Source organism: Streptosporangium sp. NBC_01639 (genome assembly GCF_045209755.1).
Classification (GTDB): domain Bacteria; phylum Actinomycetota; class Actinomycetes; order Streptosporangiales; family Streptosporangiaceae; genus Streptosporangium.
In genome coordinates, this window is the sequence record NZ_CP109272.1 from 8,567,405 (window position 1) to 8,584,281 (window position 16,877).

Below are 16,877 nucleotides of genomic sequence, written 5' to 3' on the forward strand. Positions count from 1 at the left end.
TTTGAGTCCGGCACAGTGGGTATGGAGGGCATCAGTGCAGCTCACATGCCCACGAGGAGGCGAACATGGCCACGTTCGGATACTTCTTGTCCAGTGAGGAACACGACCCCAAGGAGCTCGTACGGCAGGCCGGACGCGCCGAGCAGGCGGGGTTCGAGGCACTGTGGATCTCCGACCACTTCCACCCGTGGCTGGACGTCCAGGGCAACAGTCCGTTCGTCTGGTCGGTGATCGGCGCGCTGGCCGAAGCCACCCCGCTGCCCGTCACCACCGCGGTGACCTGTCCGCTGGTGCGCATCCACCCCGCGATCATCGCCCAGGCCGCCGCGACCAGCGCGGTGCTGACCGGTGGCCGGTTCCAGCTCGGCGTGGGCACCGGCGAGGCCCTGAACGAACACATCCTCGACTCTCGCTGGCCTCCGGCGTCGGAACGCCTGGAGATGCTGGAGGAGGCGGTCGAGCTGATGCGCGAGCTGTGGAGCGGCAAGCTGGTGACCCGCCGCGGCGTCCACTACAACGTCGACAACGCCCGGCTGTACACGCTTCCGGACGAGCCTCCGCCGGTCTACATGTCCGCGTTCGGGGACAAGGCGGTGGACCTGGCTGGGCGGATCGCCGACGGTTACATCTGCACCGGCCCGAGCGCCGACCTGGTACGGAAGTTCCGCGAGGCCGGGGGAGAGGGCAAGCCGACGCAGGGTGGCCTGAAGGTCTGCTACGCCGCCGACGAGGCCTCGGCGCGCAAGACCGTGCACCGGCTCTGGCCCACCCAGGGCATCAAGGGCGAGGCGTCCCAACTGCTGCCGCTGCCCAGGCACTTCGAGCAGCTCGCCGAGATGGTGACCGAGGAGGAGGCGACCGCCTCGACGCCCTGCGGGCCCGATCCCGAGGTCCACGCGCAGGCGATCAGGGAGTACGTCGACGCGGGCTTCACCGAGATCTACATCAGCCAGATCGGCGAGGAGCAGGACGCCTTCTTCGACTTCTACGCCAAGGAGGTCCTGCCGCGCGTGCGCTGAGCGGCACGTCCACCCGAAACGGGTGCCGGCCGTCGGGAACCATCCGGAGAGGAGAAGACCATGAGGGCTCTCACCTGGCACGGAAAGCGCGACGTAAGGGTCGAGGAGGTATCCGATCCGTCGATCAAGGAACCGACCGACGCGATAGTCAAGATCACCACTACCGCCATCTGCGGGTCCGACCTGCACCTGTACGAGGTCCTGGGACCTTTCATAGGACCGGGTGACATCCTCGGCCACGAGCCGATGGGCATCGTGGAGGAGGTCGGCGCGGAGGTCACCCACATCAAGCCCGGCGACCGGGTCGTCATCCCGTTCAACATCTCCTGCGGCCACTGCCACATGTGCGGGATGAAGCTGTTCGCCCAGTGCGAGACCACCCAGGTCCGCGACCACGGCATGGGCGCCGCCCTGTTCGGCTACACCAGGCTGTACGGCGAGGTGCCGGGCGGGCAGGCGGAGTACCTGCGGGTTCCGCAGGCCCAGTTCGGCCCGATCAAGGTCCCCCAGGGGCCGCCGGACGAGCGGTTCGTCTACCTGTCCGATGTGCTGCCCACCGCCTGGCAGGCGGTCGCCTACGCCGACGTCCCGGACGGCGGGACCGTCGCGGTCTTCGGCCTGGGGCCGATCGGGCAGATGTCCGCCAGGATCGCCAAGCACCGCGGCTACCGGGTCATCGGCGTCGACGGGGTGCAGGAACGGCTCGCGATGGCGCGCAGGCACGGTGTGGAGGTGCTGGACGCCTCGGTGACCGACGACGTTCCCGATGCGATCCGCGGGCTGACCGGTGGCCGGGGTCCCGACTCGGTCATCGACGCGGTCGGCATGGAGGCGCACGGCTCTCCGGTCGCCAAGCTCGCCCAGACGGTCACCGGGATACTGCCCGACGCCCTCGCCGCCCCGCTGATGTCCACCGCGGGCGTGGACCGGCTGGCCGCGCTCGGCCAGGCCATCGAGACGGTACGGCGCGGCGGCACGGTCTCGATCTCCGGCGTCTACGGAGGCATGGCCGATCCGATGCCGATGCTGAAGATGTTCGACAAGGGGATCACCCTGCGGATGGGTCAGGCCCACGTCAAGCGCTGGATCGACGACCTGATGCCGCTGGTGACCGACGACTCCGACCCGCTCGGGGTCATGGACCTGGCCACCCACCGGCTGCCGCTGGAGCAGGCCCCGCACGGTTACGAGATCTTCCAGAAGAAGCAGGACGGGGCCATAAAGGTCCTGCTCAACCCCTGACCGTACGACGAGAGTCCACCGGAAGGAACGCGGAACACATGGATGCCATCGTTCTCCTCAAGGACGACCACAAGACCGTCGAGAAGTTGTTCAAGGAGTTCGAGAAGGCCGGGGACGGCGCCTACAAGAAGAAGCGGGACATCGTCGACAAGATCATCGATGAGCTTGTCACGCACACCTACATCGAGGAGGAGATCTTCTATCCGGCCGCCCGTGAGGGCGCTCCCGACACCACGGATCACATCCTGGAGAGTGTGGAGGAGCACCATGTGGTGGTCTGGATGCTCTCCGAACTCAAGGAGATGGACCCTCGGGACGAGCGGTTCGACGCCAAGGTCACCGTGCTGATGGAGAACGTGCGCCATCACGTGGAGGAGGAGGAAGAGGAGTGGTTCCCGCAGGTGCGGGAGGCGATGGGGCGCAACCGGCTCCAGGAGATCGGCGAGCGGATGGAGAAGGCCAAGTCCCAGGCGCCCGGTGATCCGCTCGCGGTGAGCAGCGCCTCCGCGTAGCGGCGCCACGCCCCCGGGCGGTTCGCTCCGCAGGAGTGAGCCGCCCGGAAGGACTTCCGGCGGCCGGAGCGCGGCGGGGAGTCGCCGGCCGGACTTTCGCACCGGCCCGGCACGCAGGCGGCCCCGGCCTCATGGAGGCCGGGGCCGCGCGTTTCCCCGGTGTCTCACCCGGGGGTCCGTGTCAGGGACGCTGCTCGGTGACCAGGAATGCCACCGAGCCGCCTTCGTCGATGTCCGCGTCCAGGGACTTGTCGTCGAGCATGTCCGCGGCGGCGGCGTCCAGGAAGATCTTCGCTCCTTCCGTCTCGACCACCTTGTCGTTGGATTCCGGGCCGTCCACGACCGAGAGCAGAAGGGATCCTGTGCCGTCAGCCTGCGAGGAGATGCGGACACCTGTATCGGTGGAGTCCGTCACCTGGGAGCTGAGGTCCCGGATCACCTGGGCTGCGGTGTCCGTCAATGTAAGCATTGTGACTCCTTGTCGGGATCGGGGTTGGGATTTCTACGCCCTTGCCCGCTCTGAAGCGGCCCAACCATCTCCTGGGCAGATGGGGGATCAGTCGTGCCCGCTGAGCCGTTCGACGCGTTCGGCGGCCTTGCGCGCGGCGATCAGAACGGGATCCCACACCGGGGAGAACGGGGGAGCGTACGCCAGGTCGAGCCCGGTCATGTCCTGCACGGTCATCTCGTGCCATACGGCCACGGCCAGGACGTCGATGCGCTTGGCCGCCCCTTCCTGCCCGACGATCTGGGCGCCCAGGAGCCGGCCGGTCCGGCGGTCGGCGATCACCTTGGTCCGTATCTCGCGCGAGCCGGGATAGTAACCGGCGCGCGTGGTGGACTTCACTATCTCCTCGACCGTCTCGAAGCCGGCCTGTGCCGCCTCGGCCGTGGTCAGGCCGGTGCGCGCCACCTCGTACTCGCACACCTTCGACGCCGCCGTCCCGACGACGCCGGGAAAACCGGCGTACCCTCCGCCGATGTTGATGCCCGCGACCCGCCCCTGTTTGTTGGCATGGGTGCCGAGCGCGATCGCGACCGGGCGGCGGGAGACCAGATGGAAGGTCTCCACGCAGTCGCCGGCCGCCCAGACCCCCTCGACGGAGGTGCGCATCCGCCGGTCGGTCCTGATCCCCGAGGTCTCGCCCACGGGTACGCCGGCCGCGGCGGCCAGCGCGGTGTTCGGGCGGCTGCCGAGCCCGAGGACGACCAGGTCCGCCCGCACGTCGTGGCCCGCCGTGTGAGCCCCGGTGACCCGCCCCGCGGCCTCGGAGAAGCCCTCGACGGGTTCACCGAGGAGCACCTTGACCCCCAGGTCGCGCAGGGCGTCGGCGATCAGGGCGCCCATGTCCGGGTCGAGCGTGCTCATCGGCTGCTCGCCGGCGTCGATGAGTGATACCTCCAGGCCCCGCCGTACCAGTGCCTCGGCCATCTCCAGGCCGATGTATCCGCCGCCGACCACCACCGCGCTGCGCGGATGCCCGGACTCCAGGGCCCGCAGCAGTGCCTCGCCGTCGTCCAGGGTCTGCACGCCGTACACGCCCTCGGCCTGCGCCCCGGGCAGGTCGGGACGGTTGGGCAGGCCTCCGGTGGCGATGACGAGCTGGTCGAACGGCTCCCGGTAATCGCGGCCGTCCCGGTGGTCGCGCACGGCCACCGAGCGGCGGTCGAGGTCGATCTCGGTGACCTCGCTGTGCAGCCGCAGGTCTATGGCCAGCTCGTCGCGGAAGACCTCGGGCCTGCGGGCGACCAGCGTCTCGGCGTCGGGCACCTCCCCACCTACGAGGTAGGGGATCCCGCACGCGGAGTAGGAGGCGTGCGCGCCTTTCTCGAAGGCGACTATCCGCAGGTCCTGTGGGTCGCGCCGGTCCCGTGCCTGTGATGCCGCGCTCATTCCGGCGGCGTCGCCGCCGATGACCACCAGTCGTTCCGTCATGGTCCGGCCCCTTCCCCTTCCGGCTCCGGTTAGCAGGGATCCGGCCAAGGTATGCCGGAAACCCGCCATGAGCTGATCCTGGTCCGCCGGGCCGAGCGGCCGGCCGACGCCTACCGGGCGTGGCAGGGTTGCGGCTCGGGGGCCGGTCCGGACGTGGCGGCCGCGGTCGCGGCAGTGGCTTCGCGGCGTTCGGGCAGGTGGATGAGGCGCCAGGCGATCAGGGCCCCGGCGATGTAGGCGGCGCCGACGAGGAGGAACGAGAGGGCCGCTCCGGCGGTCCAACCGGGGATGACGGCCAGGACGGCGCCGATGGTGGCGATGCCGATGAGAGAGCCGATCTGCCTGTTGGCGTTGAGGACCGAACCGGCGGTGTTGGCGTGCCGGGTGCCCGCCGCGTTCATCATGGCCGCCGTCATGGCGGGGGAGATGATGCCGCCCGCGATGCTGGTCAGGCCGAGGGCGACGGCCAGCATCCAGTACGGGGTGGAGGGTGACAGGGCGACCAGGGCCAGCGAGGCGCCCCCCGCGACCAGGAAGGAGACAGCCAGGAGCGGACCGGCCGCGACTCGCCCGGAGATGCGGGCGAAGACGATGTTGCTGACCGGGATGAAGATCGTCAGGGGCAGGATCTCCAGCCCGGCCTGGAGAGGGCTCGCGCCGCGGGCGTGCTGGAAGTACAGGCCAATCATGAAGAGCGAGCCGTAGAACGCGGCGTTGAACAGGAAGCCGATGGCGTTGGCGCCGGCGAATCCGGCGCTGCGGAACAGCGTCCAGGGCATCACCTGGTTGTCCGTCCGGCGCTCGCGGCCGATGAGCAGGACGGTGGCGAGTGCCGCGGCGGCGAGGGCGCCGATCACCGGGGCCGCGGTCCAGCCGAGCTGCGGTCCCTCGATCAGCGCGAAGCTGATGCCGGCCAGTCCGACGATGACGGCGGCGTGTCCGGAAGCCGCCAGCGGCTGGGCGTCCCCTCCGGCCCCGGCGATGTGCCGGCGGGTGAGGAGCATGCCCGCGATACCGATCGGTAGATTGATCAGGAAGATGCTCGGCCAGCCGAACGCGCCGACCATGGCGCCGCCGACCGTCGGGCCCAGCGCCATGGACGAGGAGACGATCGCCGACCAGACGCCCAGCACCTTGGTGCGTTCGCGCGCGTCCGGGAAGGCCCGCACCAGCAGGGCGAGCGAGCTCGGCATGAACAGTGCGGCCCCGGCCCCCTGGAGGAGCCGCGCCGCGATCAGGACCTCGATGCCCGGTGCCAGCGCGGAGACCAGCGACGCGACACCGAAGACCGCCATGCCCCACATGTAGACCCGTCTCGCGCCCACCCGGTTCGCCAGGCCGCCGGCCAGCATCAGCAGGGCGGCGAAGGTGAGGACATAGCCGTCCACGGCCCAGGTGAGCTGGGAGAGGGAGGCGTGCAGGCGTTCCTGGATCGTGGCCCCGGCAACCTGCATCACGGTGGTGTCCAGGCTCGCCATGACGAACCCGGCGGCCAACGCCGTGATCTTCATCGCGCCTGACGGGATCTTGGACATGATCGACCTCGCGTTTCCGGAATTAAATGGACGCCATGCGTCCGGATCCAGACGCTAGTGCAACCGGACGCCACTTGTCCACTTAAATCGGACCAGATCACTCCGCTTTTGCTAAGCTGGCCGCATGACACCAGCAGCACCTGCGGTGGACCGGCTCCTGGACGACGGTTCGGGCCGGCGTCCGCGCGCCGACGCCCGGCGCAACCTGGAACGCCTCGTCGTCGCCGCCCGTCAGGTCGCCGTCGAGGGCGGCGAGATCACCGCCCACGAGATCGCGCGCCGCGCCGGTGTGGGCATCGGCACGTTCTACCGCCGGGTCGGCTCCCTCGAGGCCCTGCTCGAGGCGGTCCTGGGCGAGGTGCTGGGGGAGATCGTCGCCAAGGGCGACGAGGGGTTGGCCGATCCGGACCCCTGGTCGGGTTTCACGACGTTCGCCCTCTCCTACATTCACCTTCGCAACGAGCTGTGCGACGTCAACAAGCGCGTCGGCGACGTTCTGGACCACTCCCGAGCCGAGCTGCGCGACCGCATCCAGCTCCTGACGGAGCGAGCCCAGCAGGCCGGATCGATGCGTACGGACGTGACCTGGGAAGACGTGGCGTTCCTCATGGTCGCCGCGTCCACCGGACCCCACACCCTGGGCCTCCAGGCGGGCGCCCGCCAGTGGGACCGCAACCTCCAGGTCGTCCTGGACGGCCTGCGCATCCCCGATCCCGGCACCCTCCCCGGCGAACCACCCGCCCTGGCCCCCTGACCGCAGCCGGGCCGTCCACGTCGACATCGGCACCGAAGCCGGCCGTCGCCGCACTCGCCGACCACGACCCCGCCCGGCGGCACCACCTGGCGACCCCGCTGACAACCTCTCTCATCGCGACCTGATCACCGGCCTCTGCCGGCGATCAGGCGATCCCGCGACCCCTGCCGGCGCCGCACCCCCCATGCGGTGCCTGTTCACGATGCGATGCGGGGTCTGCCACCAGCTTGGCTGAACCCCCGGTAGCGCCTCCGCCCGCCGGTCGGCTCGGCGGGCGCGTTCCGGCTGCCGTACGTCCCGCCGCCAGAAACCATGGCAAGAAAATGACGTCATCGGTCGGATGTCTGCAAACCGTCGGCGGCGTCTGTCGCAACGGGTGCGTTGTCGCAGGTCAATCCATGTCATTTCTGTTGCAAGGGCGTTGCGGGGTGGTGGCGGTTAGCTCACTGTCACTTTTTTGCATCATGTATGACGGCCTCTTGCTAGCCCATGCACGCCTCTATATGTTTCTCGCAACCGACCCGCCAAGGAGTCCCTCTGTGAAACCCCGCAACCTCTCGATGTTGCTCGCCGCGGGCATCGTCCTCACCGCCGCAGGTTGCGGCAGTGACAGCGGCAGCGCCAAGCCTGCTGACACCAAGCCGGGTACCGTGGCCGCCGACGCCCCGGTCACGATCACCGTGGGTTGCCAGCCGCCCAAGAGCAACCCGCTCGAGCGCACGGCGTGGGACGAGGACGTCGCCGCCTTCCAGAAGCTGCACCCGAACATCACCATCGAGAGCAAGGACGCCTTCCCCTGCATCAACCCCGACACCTTCCAGGCCAAGCTGGCCGGTGGCACGATGGAGGACGTCTTCTACGTCTACTTCACCGACATCCAGAAGATCGTCGCGGCGGGTCAGGCCGCCGACATCAGCCCGTACGTCAGCGGTGTCACCAAGTTGGGCGACCTGCGCCCCGACGTCATGAGCGTCTTCAAGAGCGGTGAGAAGACCTACGGCCTGCCCAGGACCAACTACTCGACGGGTCTGGTCTACAACCGCAAGCTGTTCACCCAGGCCGGCCTGGACCCCGACACCCCGCCCAAGACCTGGGCCGAGGTACAGGCCGCGGCCAAGAAGATCGCCGGGCTCGGCCCCGGCTACGTCGGTTTCGGCGAGTACAGCGCCGGCAACACCGGCGGCTGGCACTTCACCGCCTCCCTGTACGGCCGCGGCGGCGAGATGGTCGGCCCCGACGGCAAGACGGCCGCCTTCAACAGCCCCGAGGGCAAGGCCGTGCTGGAGAACCTCAAGCAGATGCGCTGGACCGACAACAGCATGGGCGCCAAGCAGCTCCTGCAGTGGGAGGACCTGATGCGCATGATGGGCGGCGGCAAGCTCGGCATGATGATCGGCGCTCCCGACGTCGTCCAGTCGGTCAACAACGACTTCAAGGGCAAGTTCGACGACTACGGCGTGGCGGCGCTTCCGGAGGCCAAGGCCTCGCTCAGCGGCGGCGACGGCTACATGTTCAACCCCAAGGCGACGCCCGAGCAGATCAAGGCCGGCCTCCTCTGGCTGGAGTTCCACGAGCTGACTCCGGACCAGGGACAGTTCAACTACGAGCGGAACAAGAGCCAGGGCCGTCCGGTCGGTCTCCCCACCCCGGACCTGTACGGCGACGCCGCCCCCGGCAAGCAGATCGTCGAGACGCGCAAGAAGTTCGCCACCGTGCCGGTGGAGCACTTCGCCCCCTACGCGGAGGCCTCCACGACGATCCAGAACAAGATCGAGCCGCCCAGGGCCCAGGAGCTCTACGCCATCCTCGACGTGGCGATGTCGGCGGTGCTGACCAGGCAGGACGCCGACATCGACAAGCTGCTCGCCGATGCCGAGGCGAAGGCCAACAAGGTGCTGGCCAAGTCCAGCTGATCCTCTGATACCCGGGGTGCCGACCGGCAGGCCGGCACCCCGCCAGTCACGTCGAGATCGGAAGTCAACGGATGACCACAATGACCGTGAAGGGATCCCGGCGCCGGACACCGGGGGGGTTCCGGCGCGGCGTGCGGCGTAACCTCACGGCGTACGGCTTCCTCTGCGGGGCGCTGATCTGCTTCGCGTTCTTCTCCTGGTACCCGATGGTGCGGGAGATCCTGCTCAGCTTCCAGCAGACGAACTTCGTCGACGATCCCACCTGGGTCGGGCTGGACAACTTCCGCACGGTGATCGAGGACTCGGCGTTCGTCGACGCCTGGCTCAACACCGCCGCGTTCACCGGTCTGGCGCTCGTCTTCGGATACGTCGTCCCGTTCGTGGCGGCGATCGTCCTCAACGAGCTGCGGCACGCCAAGGCGTACCTCAGGTTCGTGGTCTACCTGCCGGTGATGCTGCCGCCGGCCGTCGGCGTGCTGCTGTTCAAGTGGTTCTACGACCCGGGTGCGGGCCTGTTCAACCAGATCCTGGACCTGGCGCACATCCCGGCGCTGAGCTGGCTGGACTCCGCCGACACCGCGCTGATCTCCCTGGTCATCGTCTCCACCTGGATGAATCTGGGCACCGGGACCCTGATCTACCTCGCCGCCCTGCAGAGCATCCCGGGTGAGCTGTACGAGGCCGCCGAGCTGGACGGCGCCGGGCTCTTCAAGCGGGTCTGGCACGTCACGATCCCGCAGACCAAGCTGATCCTGCTGGTGATGTTGCTGCTGCAGATCGTCGCGACCATGCAGGTCTTCATCGAGCCGTACCTGCTGACCGGTGGCGGCCCGGAGAACGCGACGCTCACCGTCGCCTACCTGATGTACCAGTACGCCTTCAACTTCGGGGACTTCGGCGCCGGCGGCGCGCTCGGGCTGATGCTCATGGTCGTACTGATGGTGTTCTCCGCCTTCTACCTGCGCATCTCGCGGGACAACCAGAGCTAGGGAGGCAGCAGCACCCATGTCGAACGCCACCGTTCAACCGAGCCGCCCGGCCCCTGCCCCACGGCCGGGTTCCGCGCCGGCCAAGGGCGGGCACGGCCCGCGCAGGCGCCGCGTGAAGGAGCACGCACCGCAGTTCCGCGGAGTGGTCTCCCCGCACACGCTGAAGTCCCCCCGCGGCCGGGTGATCTACTGGATCGTCCTGGTCGTGGTGGTGGTGAGCTTCACCGCGGCCTTCGTCTTCCCGCTCTACTGGATGATCACCGGCGCGCTGAAGACGCCCGAGGAGCTCGCCCAGATACCGCCCGGTTTCCTCCCCACCTCGCTCGACTTCGGGGTGTACGCCGAGGCGTGGGACCAGCTCAACCTGGGCCGGTTCCTCGGCAACACGCTGCTGTACGCCGGCGGTGCCCTGCTGTTCACGCTGGCCATCGACGTCACGGCCGCCTACGCCCTGTCCAAGCTGCGGCCCGTGCTGGGCAACCTGGTGCTGGGCCTGATGCTGGCCACGCTGATGATCCCGCCGATGGTCATCCTGCTGCCCGCCTACCTGACGGTCAAGGATCTGCCGATCTTCGGCTGGGACCTGCTGAACACGCCGTGGGCGATCTGGCTGCCCGCCGCCGCCAACGGGTTCTACATCTTCCTGCTCAAGCGCTTCTTCGACTCGATCCCCAGAGAACTGCTGGAAGCCGCCCAGATCGACGGCGCCTCCGCGGTCCGCATCCTGTGGTCGATCGTGCTGCCGGTCTCCCGGCCGATCATCGGCGTGGTGTCCATTCTCTCGGTGGTCACCGTCTGGAAGGATTTCGTCTGGCCGCTGCTCGTGCTGCCGGACAGCGAGAACATGTCGATCAGCGTCGGGATCGCCTCGCTGTCGGCCCAGATGCCGCAGAACGTCCTCATCGCCGCACTGGTCATCGCGAGCCTTCCGGCCATCATCGTCTTCTTCGTCTTCCAGCGCAGCATCATGGCCGGCCTGACCGCCGGCAGCCTCAAGGGCTGACCTCGTCACCCACCCTCAACCGCAAGGAGTTGTCCCAGCATGTCTGCAACGTGGTGGCGGGGAGCCGCGATCTACCAGGTCTACCTGCGGAGTTTCGCAGACGGCAACGGTGACGGCGTCGGCGACCTCACCGGTCTCCGGGCGCGCCTGCCGTACCTCTCCGACCTGGGAGTCGACGCGATCTGGCTCAACCCCTGGTATCCCTCGCCGATGGCCGACGGCGGCTACGACGTGGCCGACTACCGCGACATCGAACCGTCCTTCGGCACCCTCGCCGAAGCGGAGAAGTTCATCGAGGAGGCGCACGCCCTCGGCATCAGGACGATCATCGACATCGTGCCCAACCACGGCTCCGACCAGCAGGAGTGGTTCGTCCAGGCGCTGGCGGCCGGGCCCGGTTCCGCCGAGCGCGGGCGGTTCTGGTTTCAGCCCGGCAGGGGCGAGCACGGAGAGCTGCCGCCGAACGACTGGCAGTCGATCTTCGGTGGCCCGGCCTGGACCCGGGTGGCCGACGGTGAGTGGTACCTGCACCTGTTCGCTCCCGAGCAGCCCGACTTCAACTGGACCAACCCGGAGGTCGTGCAGGAGTTCCACGACGTGCTGCGGTTCTGGTTCGACCGGGGCGTGGACGGCATCCGGATCGACTCGGCGGCCGTGCTGCTCAAGGACTTCGGCAGCGTCGAGGAGTCCTACACCGATCATGACGGGGTGCACGACATCTACCGCGCCTGGCGGCAGGTCGCCGACGAGTACGGCGAGCGGATCCTGATCGGCGAGGTGTGGCTGCCCGACCAGGAGAGGTTCGCCCTCTACCTGCGGCCCGACGAGATGCACACCGCGTTCAACTTCGACTTCCTGGCCTGCGCCTGGGACGCCGTCGCGCTGCGCCGCTCGATCGACACCACCCTGGCCACCCACGCTCCGGTCGGCGCTCCGCCGACCTGGGTGCTGTCCAACCACGACGTGCCGCGTCCGGTGACGAAGTACGGCCGGGAGGTCACCTCCTTCGATCACGGCGATCGCCGTGACGGAGCGCCGTCCGACCTCGTGCTCGGCGAGCGCAGGGCCAGGGCGGCGGCGCTGCTGGCGATGGCGCTGCCCGGCAGCGTCTACGTCTACCAGGGCGAGGAACTGGGGCTGCCCGAGGTCGACGACATCCCCGGCGAGCTGCGCCAGGACCCCATCTGGGGCCGCTCGGGACACACCGTCCCCGGCCGCGACGGCTGCCGGGTGCCGCTGCCCTGGTCCGGAGACGCGACTCCCTTCGGTTTCGGCGCCGGTGAGCCGTGGCTGCCGCAGCCGCCCGCCTGGAAGCGGCTGACGGCCGAGGCCCAGGCGGGTGACCCCGCCTCCATGCTCTCCCTCTACCGCGAGGCCCTGCGCCTGCGCCGGGAGGAGCTCGGCGACGGCACGCTGAATTGGCTCGACACCACATCCGGGGTGCTGGCCTTCACCCGCGAGTCAGGTGTCACCTGCGTGGTCAACCTCGGCCCCGAGCCGGTACGGCTCCCGCCCCACAACGCCGTGCTGCTGGCCAGCGGACCGCTCGACGGCGGAGAGCTCCCCTCCGACACCGCCGTGTGGCTCCGTACGACCTGACCGTCTCGCGAGGTCGCGCCGCCCGGTGCGACCTCGCGGCGCTCCGGCTCGGCGCTCCGGCGGCCCGGGACTGTCGGAGGTCTGTGCGAGGTTGGCGGCATGACCCTCTTCGTCTACCGCAGCCACTACGAGGGCCCGCTCGGCAAGCGGGTCCGCCGTCTTCCCGACGCCACGGTGCTCGACTGGTTCCGCCGCGGCTGGGCCGCCGTCGTGGTGGAGGGGCACGACACCGAGACGTGGATCACGGCCGAGCTCGGCGGACCCGTCTACGGGTTGGGCTCGATCTTCGAGGCCGCCCGCCGGGAGGCACTCGCGGCCCCCGGCACCTGGCAGGAGCTCGGTGACCTCCTGCGGCGGCATCTGTACGTCGAAGGTGAGGTGCGGGCGGACGAGCTGAGCGTGCGGGTGCTGACCGACGACGACGAGGTCGAGCTCGCCTACTTCTTCCTCGACGACTCCCTCGTGCGGACCCGCGCGGATCGCCTGGCCTATCTGGTGCACGACGGCTGGCCGTTGCCCGAGGACGCGGACGGCGCGGCACCCGGCCCGTTCACCTCGCCGGTCCCGGTCGAGGAGCTCGCACCGGCCCGCGCCGGGGGAGAGGGCGTCACCTATGCGGTCCTGCTGACGTTCTGCGACAGCGAGAGCATCAGCGCACTGGTCCCGCGATCCTTTCCCGGCGTGCGGCTGCCGGAGCTGGCCGGCCACCTGCGCGCGCTCCAGCCCTGCGCGGGCGGCTGGCCGGGGGAGCTGCTGGCACTGCGGGCGCTGACCGCCCCCGCCGAGGACACGATCGGCCCGGCGCTGAGCCGTTGCAACCGGTGGCCGGAGACGGAGCCGGCCCCGATGGGCGAGCACCGTTCGCTGCACGCCGCCTGCCTGCGGGTGCTGGAGGCCGCCAGGCTGGAGCAGGGCCGCGACCCCGGCAGGTCCCTCGTGCGCCACTCCCGCCACCTGGCCCAGATGTCGGTCCACATGAACGACTTCTTCGGTCACCAGCAGTGGTTCCTGTTCGACGACGTGTGGGCCGCCGGCCACGCCGACCTCGCCAGGTCCCTGCTGCGCTACGCCCACGGCTGGGATCCGCTCGACGACGGTGAGCCCCGCTGAGGGGCGTCCGGCCGGTCACGGGGCTTGAGCGGCAACCGAACGGCCAGTCACTGTTAAGGAACCCGGCGGACGCCTCTTATCGTCACTGGCCGTTCCGATGCGAGTAGACGGCCGAGACGGCGACCGCCTCGGCCCGCGCTGCGTACCCCGCGCCGCCCATGGTGACGTCAACCGTCTAGCCCCGCGCCGACCATGGTGACGTCAACCGTCTAGGCAGCGTCAGAGCGTGGGCCGCAGATGCTGCCCGGCCCACTCTGCGAAGCCGGTGAGCGGCAGGCCGAGCGCGCGGGCGTACGCGGGGCGGGCTGGCTGGTCGGCCTCGTTATACCACGCGTGCGAAACGGTCCATTCCGGCATCCCGGCGGCGATGGCCTCCTCCGCCGTCATGGACGGCGCGGTCAGTTCGGTCCCCAGGACGTTGGAGAGGACCTCGGCGATCTGGGTCATCGACAAGTGGTCGCCCGCCAGCTCCAGTTCGACCGTATGGAACCGCTGCGGGGCGGCGAAGGCCGCCGCGGCAGCGGTGCCGATGTCGGCGACGGCGATGAGGGGGATCTTGCTGGCGGGCTGGATGACGGTCACGATTCCGCCCTCGGGGCCATGGGGGAACAGGAAGTCCATAAGGAAGTTCTCCATGAAGAACGCCGGTTTGAGCAGCGTCCAGTGCTCGAAGCCCGCATCGCGGACCCGGTCCTGGAGTGCCGTCTTGGTCTCGTAGTAGTGCTCCTGCGCTGCCCAGCGGCCATCCGCCCACCCGGGTGCGTTCCGGTGCTGTCCGGCGCCGGAGACGGAGGTATGCACAAACTGCGCCACCCCTGCGTCGCGCGCTCCGTCGATCAGGTTGCGCCCCTGGATCCACTCGGAGTCGCCCTGGAGGTCGTTCATGTCGGGCATCTGGACGGAGAAGACGGCACGCGCCCCGGCGGCGGCCCGGCGTACCGAGTCGAGGTCGTCGAGGTCGCCGGTGACCAGCGCGGCGCCGAGCGCCGCGACGGACCTGGCCCGCTCGGTGGTCGGGTCGCGGACCAGGGCGCGTACGGGGACGCCCGCCGCGAGCAGGGCCCGGGCGGTGGCGCCGCCCTGTCGGCCGGTGGCACCGGTGACCAGGACGGGTGCGGGATCGATGGGCATGGCTGCTCCTCTGGAGTGCATACGGATAAGTGGCGGGCCCCGCCATTTAATGGCCCGTAATATATGAGGGCCCCCGCCACTTAGGCAAACCCGGAGGTGACGCGATGTCCGCCCAGCGTGCGGATGCCCGGCGCAACTACGAGCACATCCTCGCCGTGGCCATGGAGGAGGTCGCCGCGCACGGCGCCGACGCCTCCTTGGAGCAGATCGCCCGCACGGCGGGGGTCGGCTCGGCCACCGTGCGACGGCACTTCCCCGGCCGCCGCGCGCTGCTGGAGGAGGTCTTCCGTGAGCGGATCGCGGTCCTGTGCACCCGTGCCGACGAGTTGGCCGAGATGGCTGACGCGCGGGCGGCGCTGCTGGAGTGGCTGGCCGCGTTCGCCGCGTACGCCGCCTCGGCGCGGGGGATGGCTTTCGCGCTGACTCAGGAGGGGCTGCTCGACCCGGAGGACGGCGGTGACAACGCATGCTCGGCGAAGCTGATCAAGGCGTGCGGGCCGCTGCTGCGGCGGGCCCAGCGGGCCGGTGCGGTAGCACCTGGCGTGGCCGTAGCCGACCTCCTCACGCTGATCACGGGCATCGCGCTGGCGACGGAGCGCCATCCGGGCGCGGCGGCTGAGGCGGAGCGATTGCTGGGGCTGGTGGTGGCAGGGGTGAGCCCATCGGTGGTTACCGCTCGTGCGTAGCCGCGGCGCCGTCTCGTCGCCTTCGGCGAATGGAGCATGGGGTCGGCTTCCACGACCAGACCACCGCCCGCGTCGCCACCGAAGCCGGCAAGACCCGGGTCCACTATGCCTCAGGCCACCACTCACGGTGACCGCTACCCGTGCAGCACGCACGAATACGCGCACGTCGGTTACCCGAGCTCACCGGTATGGCGGCGGGATGAGCGCCGGCACCGTCCCGAACAAGCTGGCCGAGACCGCCGAGCACGCCGTTGAGTTCGCCGCCCAGAACGGGGTCGACATGGACGAGGACGAGACCGCCGACTGGCGCAGGACCCTCGCGGACCTGGAAGCCGCCGCCACTTTCCGCCGCACCGTGAACCTCATCGGCTGACCGGTGCTCTACCAGCCATCCCACGACCATCCGCATCAGAACGGCCGGTCACGATAAGAGGCGTCCGCCGGGCTCCTTAACGTGACTGGCCGTTCGGTTGCTGCTCAGGCCCCGTCACCACGCTGAGCGCGTGCCCGACCGGGTCGGGCAGTTCCCGGGCGGGCCGGTTGCGCACGGCCAGGCGCCGGCCGCGATCGTCTCAGGGAGCGCCGCCGGACGCCCTCCCGCCGCGGAGGGACCGCGTCCCTCCGGCGGGGGAGGTGTCGGTACGATCTACCCGGCGAATACGTAATTCGGGGGTTTTGCGTGGACATGATGGAGATTGCCCTGTTGCTCGTTGCGGCAGCCGGCGCGGGGTGGGTGGATGCCGTGGTCGGCGGGGGAGGGCTGCTGCAGCTTCCCGCACTCATCGTGGCCGGACTCTCGCCCGTCCAGGCGCTGGCCACCAACAAGTTCGCCGCCATCTTCGGCACCGCGTCGGCCGCCGTGACCTATGCGAGCACCACCAAGATCGACAAGCGGGTGGCGGTGCCCGCCGGGCTGGCCGCGGTGGTCGCCGCCGGGCTCGGGGCGTCGTTGGCGGCGGCGATCTCCAAGGATGTGCTCACCCCGCTCATCATGGTGATCTTGCTGGGGGTGGCGCTGTTCGTCACCTTCCGCCCGGCCTTCGGTGTCCACCCCCGGCCCCATCTGCGCACCCGGGCCCGGGAGCTGACCGCGATCGCCGTCACCGGCGTCGGCGTCGCTTTCTATGACGGCATCCTGGGGCCCGGCACCGGCACTTTCCTGATCATCGGCTTCACCATGATCCTCGGCATGGACTTCGTGGCCGGCTCGGCCCACTCCAAGATCATCAACTCCTGTACGAATCTGGGCGCCCTGGTCGTCTTCGCCTATCAGGGTCACGTGCTGTGGCTGCTTGGACTGGGCATGGCGGTCTGCAACATCGTCGGGGCCCAGCTCGGCGCCCGGATGGCGCTGCGCCGGGGCGCGGGATTCGTGCGCGCCGTCCTGCTCTGCGTGGTGGTCGTGATGGTGGCCAAGCTCGGGTACGACCGGTTCCTCTCCTGACCAT

General features: G+C 69.5%; 16 protein-coding genes. 12 read left to right on the forward strand and 4 right to left on the reverse strand.

All coding sequences use genetic code 11. The annotated features are described in order from the left end of the window. Positions 1 to 65 precede the first annotated feature (65 nt). The 3 genes from OHA77_RS38915 to OHA77_RS38925 are packed head-to-tail and all read left to right on the forward strand — an operon-like array spanning position 66 to position 2,773. Positions 66 to 1,019, forward strand: coding sequence for an LLM class F420-dependent oxidoreductase (locus OHA77_RS38915; protein WP_406314262.1), 954 nt, complete (start codon positions 66 to 68; stop codon positions 1,017 to 1,019). Between the two features lie 60 nt (positions 1,020 to 1,079). Then, positions 1,080 to 2,261, forward strand: a complete 1,182-nt coding sequence (locus tag OHA77_RS38920; protein ID WP_406314264.1) for a zinc-dependent alcohol dehydrogenase — start codon at positions 1,080 to 1,082, stop codon at positions 2,259 to 2,261. Positions 2,262 to 2,299: 38 nt separating this feature from the next. Then, a complete protein-coding gene (locus OHA77_RS38925) occupies positions 2,300 to 2,773 on the forward strand; it encodes a hemerythrin domain-containing protein (RefSeq protein WP_406314266.1) in 474 nt (157 codons plus the stop codon). Between the two features lie 181 nt (positions 2,774 to 2,954). Here OHA77_RS38925 and OHA77_RS38930 read toward each other — a convergent pair whose 3' ends face one another. The 3 genes from OHA77_RS38930 to OHA77_RS38940 all read right to left on the reverse strand — a co-directional run bounded on the left by OHA77_RS38930 (position 2,955) and on the right by OHA77_RS38940 (position 6,244). Further along, a complete protein-coding gene (locus OHA77_RS38930) occupies positions 2,955 to 3,242 on the reverse strand; it encodes a Fe-S cluster assembly protein HesB (RefSeq protein WP_326823169.1) in 288 nt (95 codons plus the stop codon). A gap of 87 nt (positions 3,243 to 3,329) precedes the next feature. Then, positions 3,330 to 4,709: an FAD-dependent oxidoreductase gene (locus OHA77_RS38935; RefSeq protein WP_406314269.1), complete on the reverse strand. Its 1,380-nt coding sequence runs from the start codon at positions 4,707 to 4,709 to the stop codon at positions 3,330 to 3,332. A 110-nt stretch (positions 4,710 to 4,819) separates the two neighbouring features. Next, positions 4,820 to 6,244 carry an MFS transporter gene (locus OHA77_RS38940; protein WP_406314270.1) on the reverse strand — a complete coding sequence of 475 codons (1,425 nt, stop codon included), beginning with the start codon at positions 6,242 to 6,244 and terminating at the stop codon, positions 4,820 to 4,822. Positions 6,245 to 6,368: 124 nt separating this feature from the next. Here OHA77_RS38940 and OHA77_RS38945 point away from each other — a divergent pair, with 124 nt between their 5' ends. The 6 genes from OHA77_RS38945 (at position 6,369) to OHA77_RS38970 (ending at position 13,612) form a co-directional block, all read left to right on the forward strand. Continuing rightward, a complete protein-coding gene (locus OHA77_RS38945) occupies positions 6,369 to 6,998 on the forward strand; it encodes a TetR/AcrR family transcriptional regulator (RefSeq protein ID WP_406314271.1) in 630 nt (209 codons plus the stop codon). A gap of 539 nt (positions 6,999 to 7,537) precedes the next feature. Next, a complete protein-coding gene (locus tag OHA77_RS38950) occupies positions 7,538 to 8,911 on the forward strand; it encodes an ABC transporter substrate-binding protein (RefSeq protein WP_406314273.1) in 1,374 nt (457 codons plus the stop codon). Between the two features lie 131 nt (positions 8,912 to 9,042). Beyond that, positions 9,043 to 9,900, forward strand: a complete 858-nt coding sequence (locus tag OHA77_RS38955; RefSeq protein ID WP_406314275.1) for a carbohydrate ABC transporter permease — start codon at positions 9,043 to 9,045, stop codon at positions 9,898 to 9,900. Positions 9,901 to 10,012: 112 nt separating this feature from the next. Beyond that, positions 10,013 to 10,903: a carbohydrate ABC transporter permease gene (locus OHA77_RS38960; protein ID WP_326823163.1), complete on the forward strand. Its 891-nt coding sequence runs from the start codon at positions 10,013 to 10,015 to the stop codon at positions 10,901 to 10,903. Positions 10,904 to 10,942: 39 nt separating this feature from the next. Continuing rightward, complete coding sequence (locus tag OHA77_RS38965) at positions 10,943 to 12,502, forward strand: glycoside hydrolase family 13 protein (RefSeq protein WP_406314276.1); 1,560 nt, start codon at positions 10,943 to 10,945, stop codon at positions 12,500 to 12,502. Positions 12,503 to 12,601: 99 nt separating this feature from the next. After that, positions 12,602 to 13,612, forward strand: coding sequence for a hypothetical protein (locus OHA77_RS38970; RefSeq protein WP_406314278.1), 1,011 nt, complete (start codon positions 12,602 to 12,604; stop codon positions 13,610 to 13,612). Between the two features lie 219 nt (positions 13,613 to 13,831). Here OHA77_RS38970 and OHA77_RS38975 read toward each other — a convergent pair whose 3' ends face one another. Then, complete coding sequence (locus OHA77_RS38975; protein WP_406314280.1) at positions 13,832 to 14,743, reverse strand: NmrA family NAD(P)-binding protein; 912 nt, start codon at positions 14,741 to 14,743, stop codon at positions 13,832 to 13,834. 104 nt (positions 14,744 to 14,847) lie between these two features. Here OHA77_RS38975 and OHA77_RS38980 point away from each other — a divergent pair, with 104 nt between their 5' ends. The 3 genes from OHA77_RS38980 to OHA77_RS38990 all read left to right on the forward strand — a co-directional run bounded on the left by OHA77_RS38980 (position 14,848) and on the right by OHA77_RS38990 (position 16,873). Further along, a complete protein-coding gene (locus tag OHA77_RS38980; RefSeq protein WP_406314282.1) occupies positions 14,848 to 15,429 on the forward strand; it encodes a TetR/AcrR family transcriptional regulator in 582 nt (193 codons plus the stop codon). Between the two features lie 199 nt (positions 15,430 to 15,628). Continuing rightward, positions 15,629 to 15,802, forward strand: a complete 174-nt coding sequence (locus OHA77_RS38985) for a hypothetical protein (protein WP_406314284.1) — start codon at positions 15,629 to 15,631, stop codon at positions 15,800 to 15,802. Between the two features lie 306 nt (positions 15,803 to 16,108). Beyond that, a complete protein-coding gene (locus tag OHA77_RS38990) occupies positions 16,109 to 16,873 on the forward strand; it encodes a TSUP family transporter (protein WP_406314286.1) in 765 nt (254 codons plus the stop codon). The last annotated feature ends 4 nt before the right edge of the window (positions 16,874 to 16,877 follow it).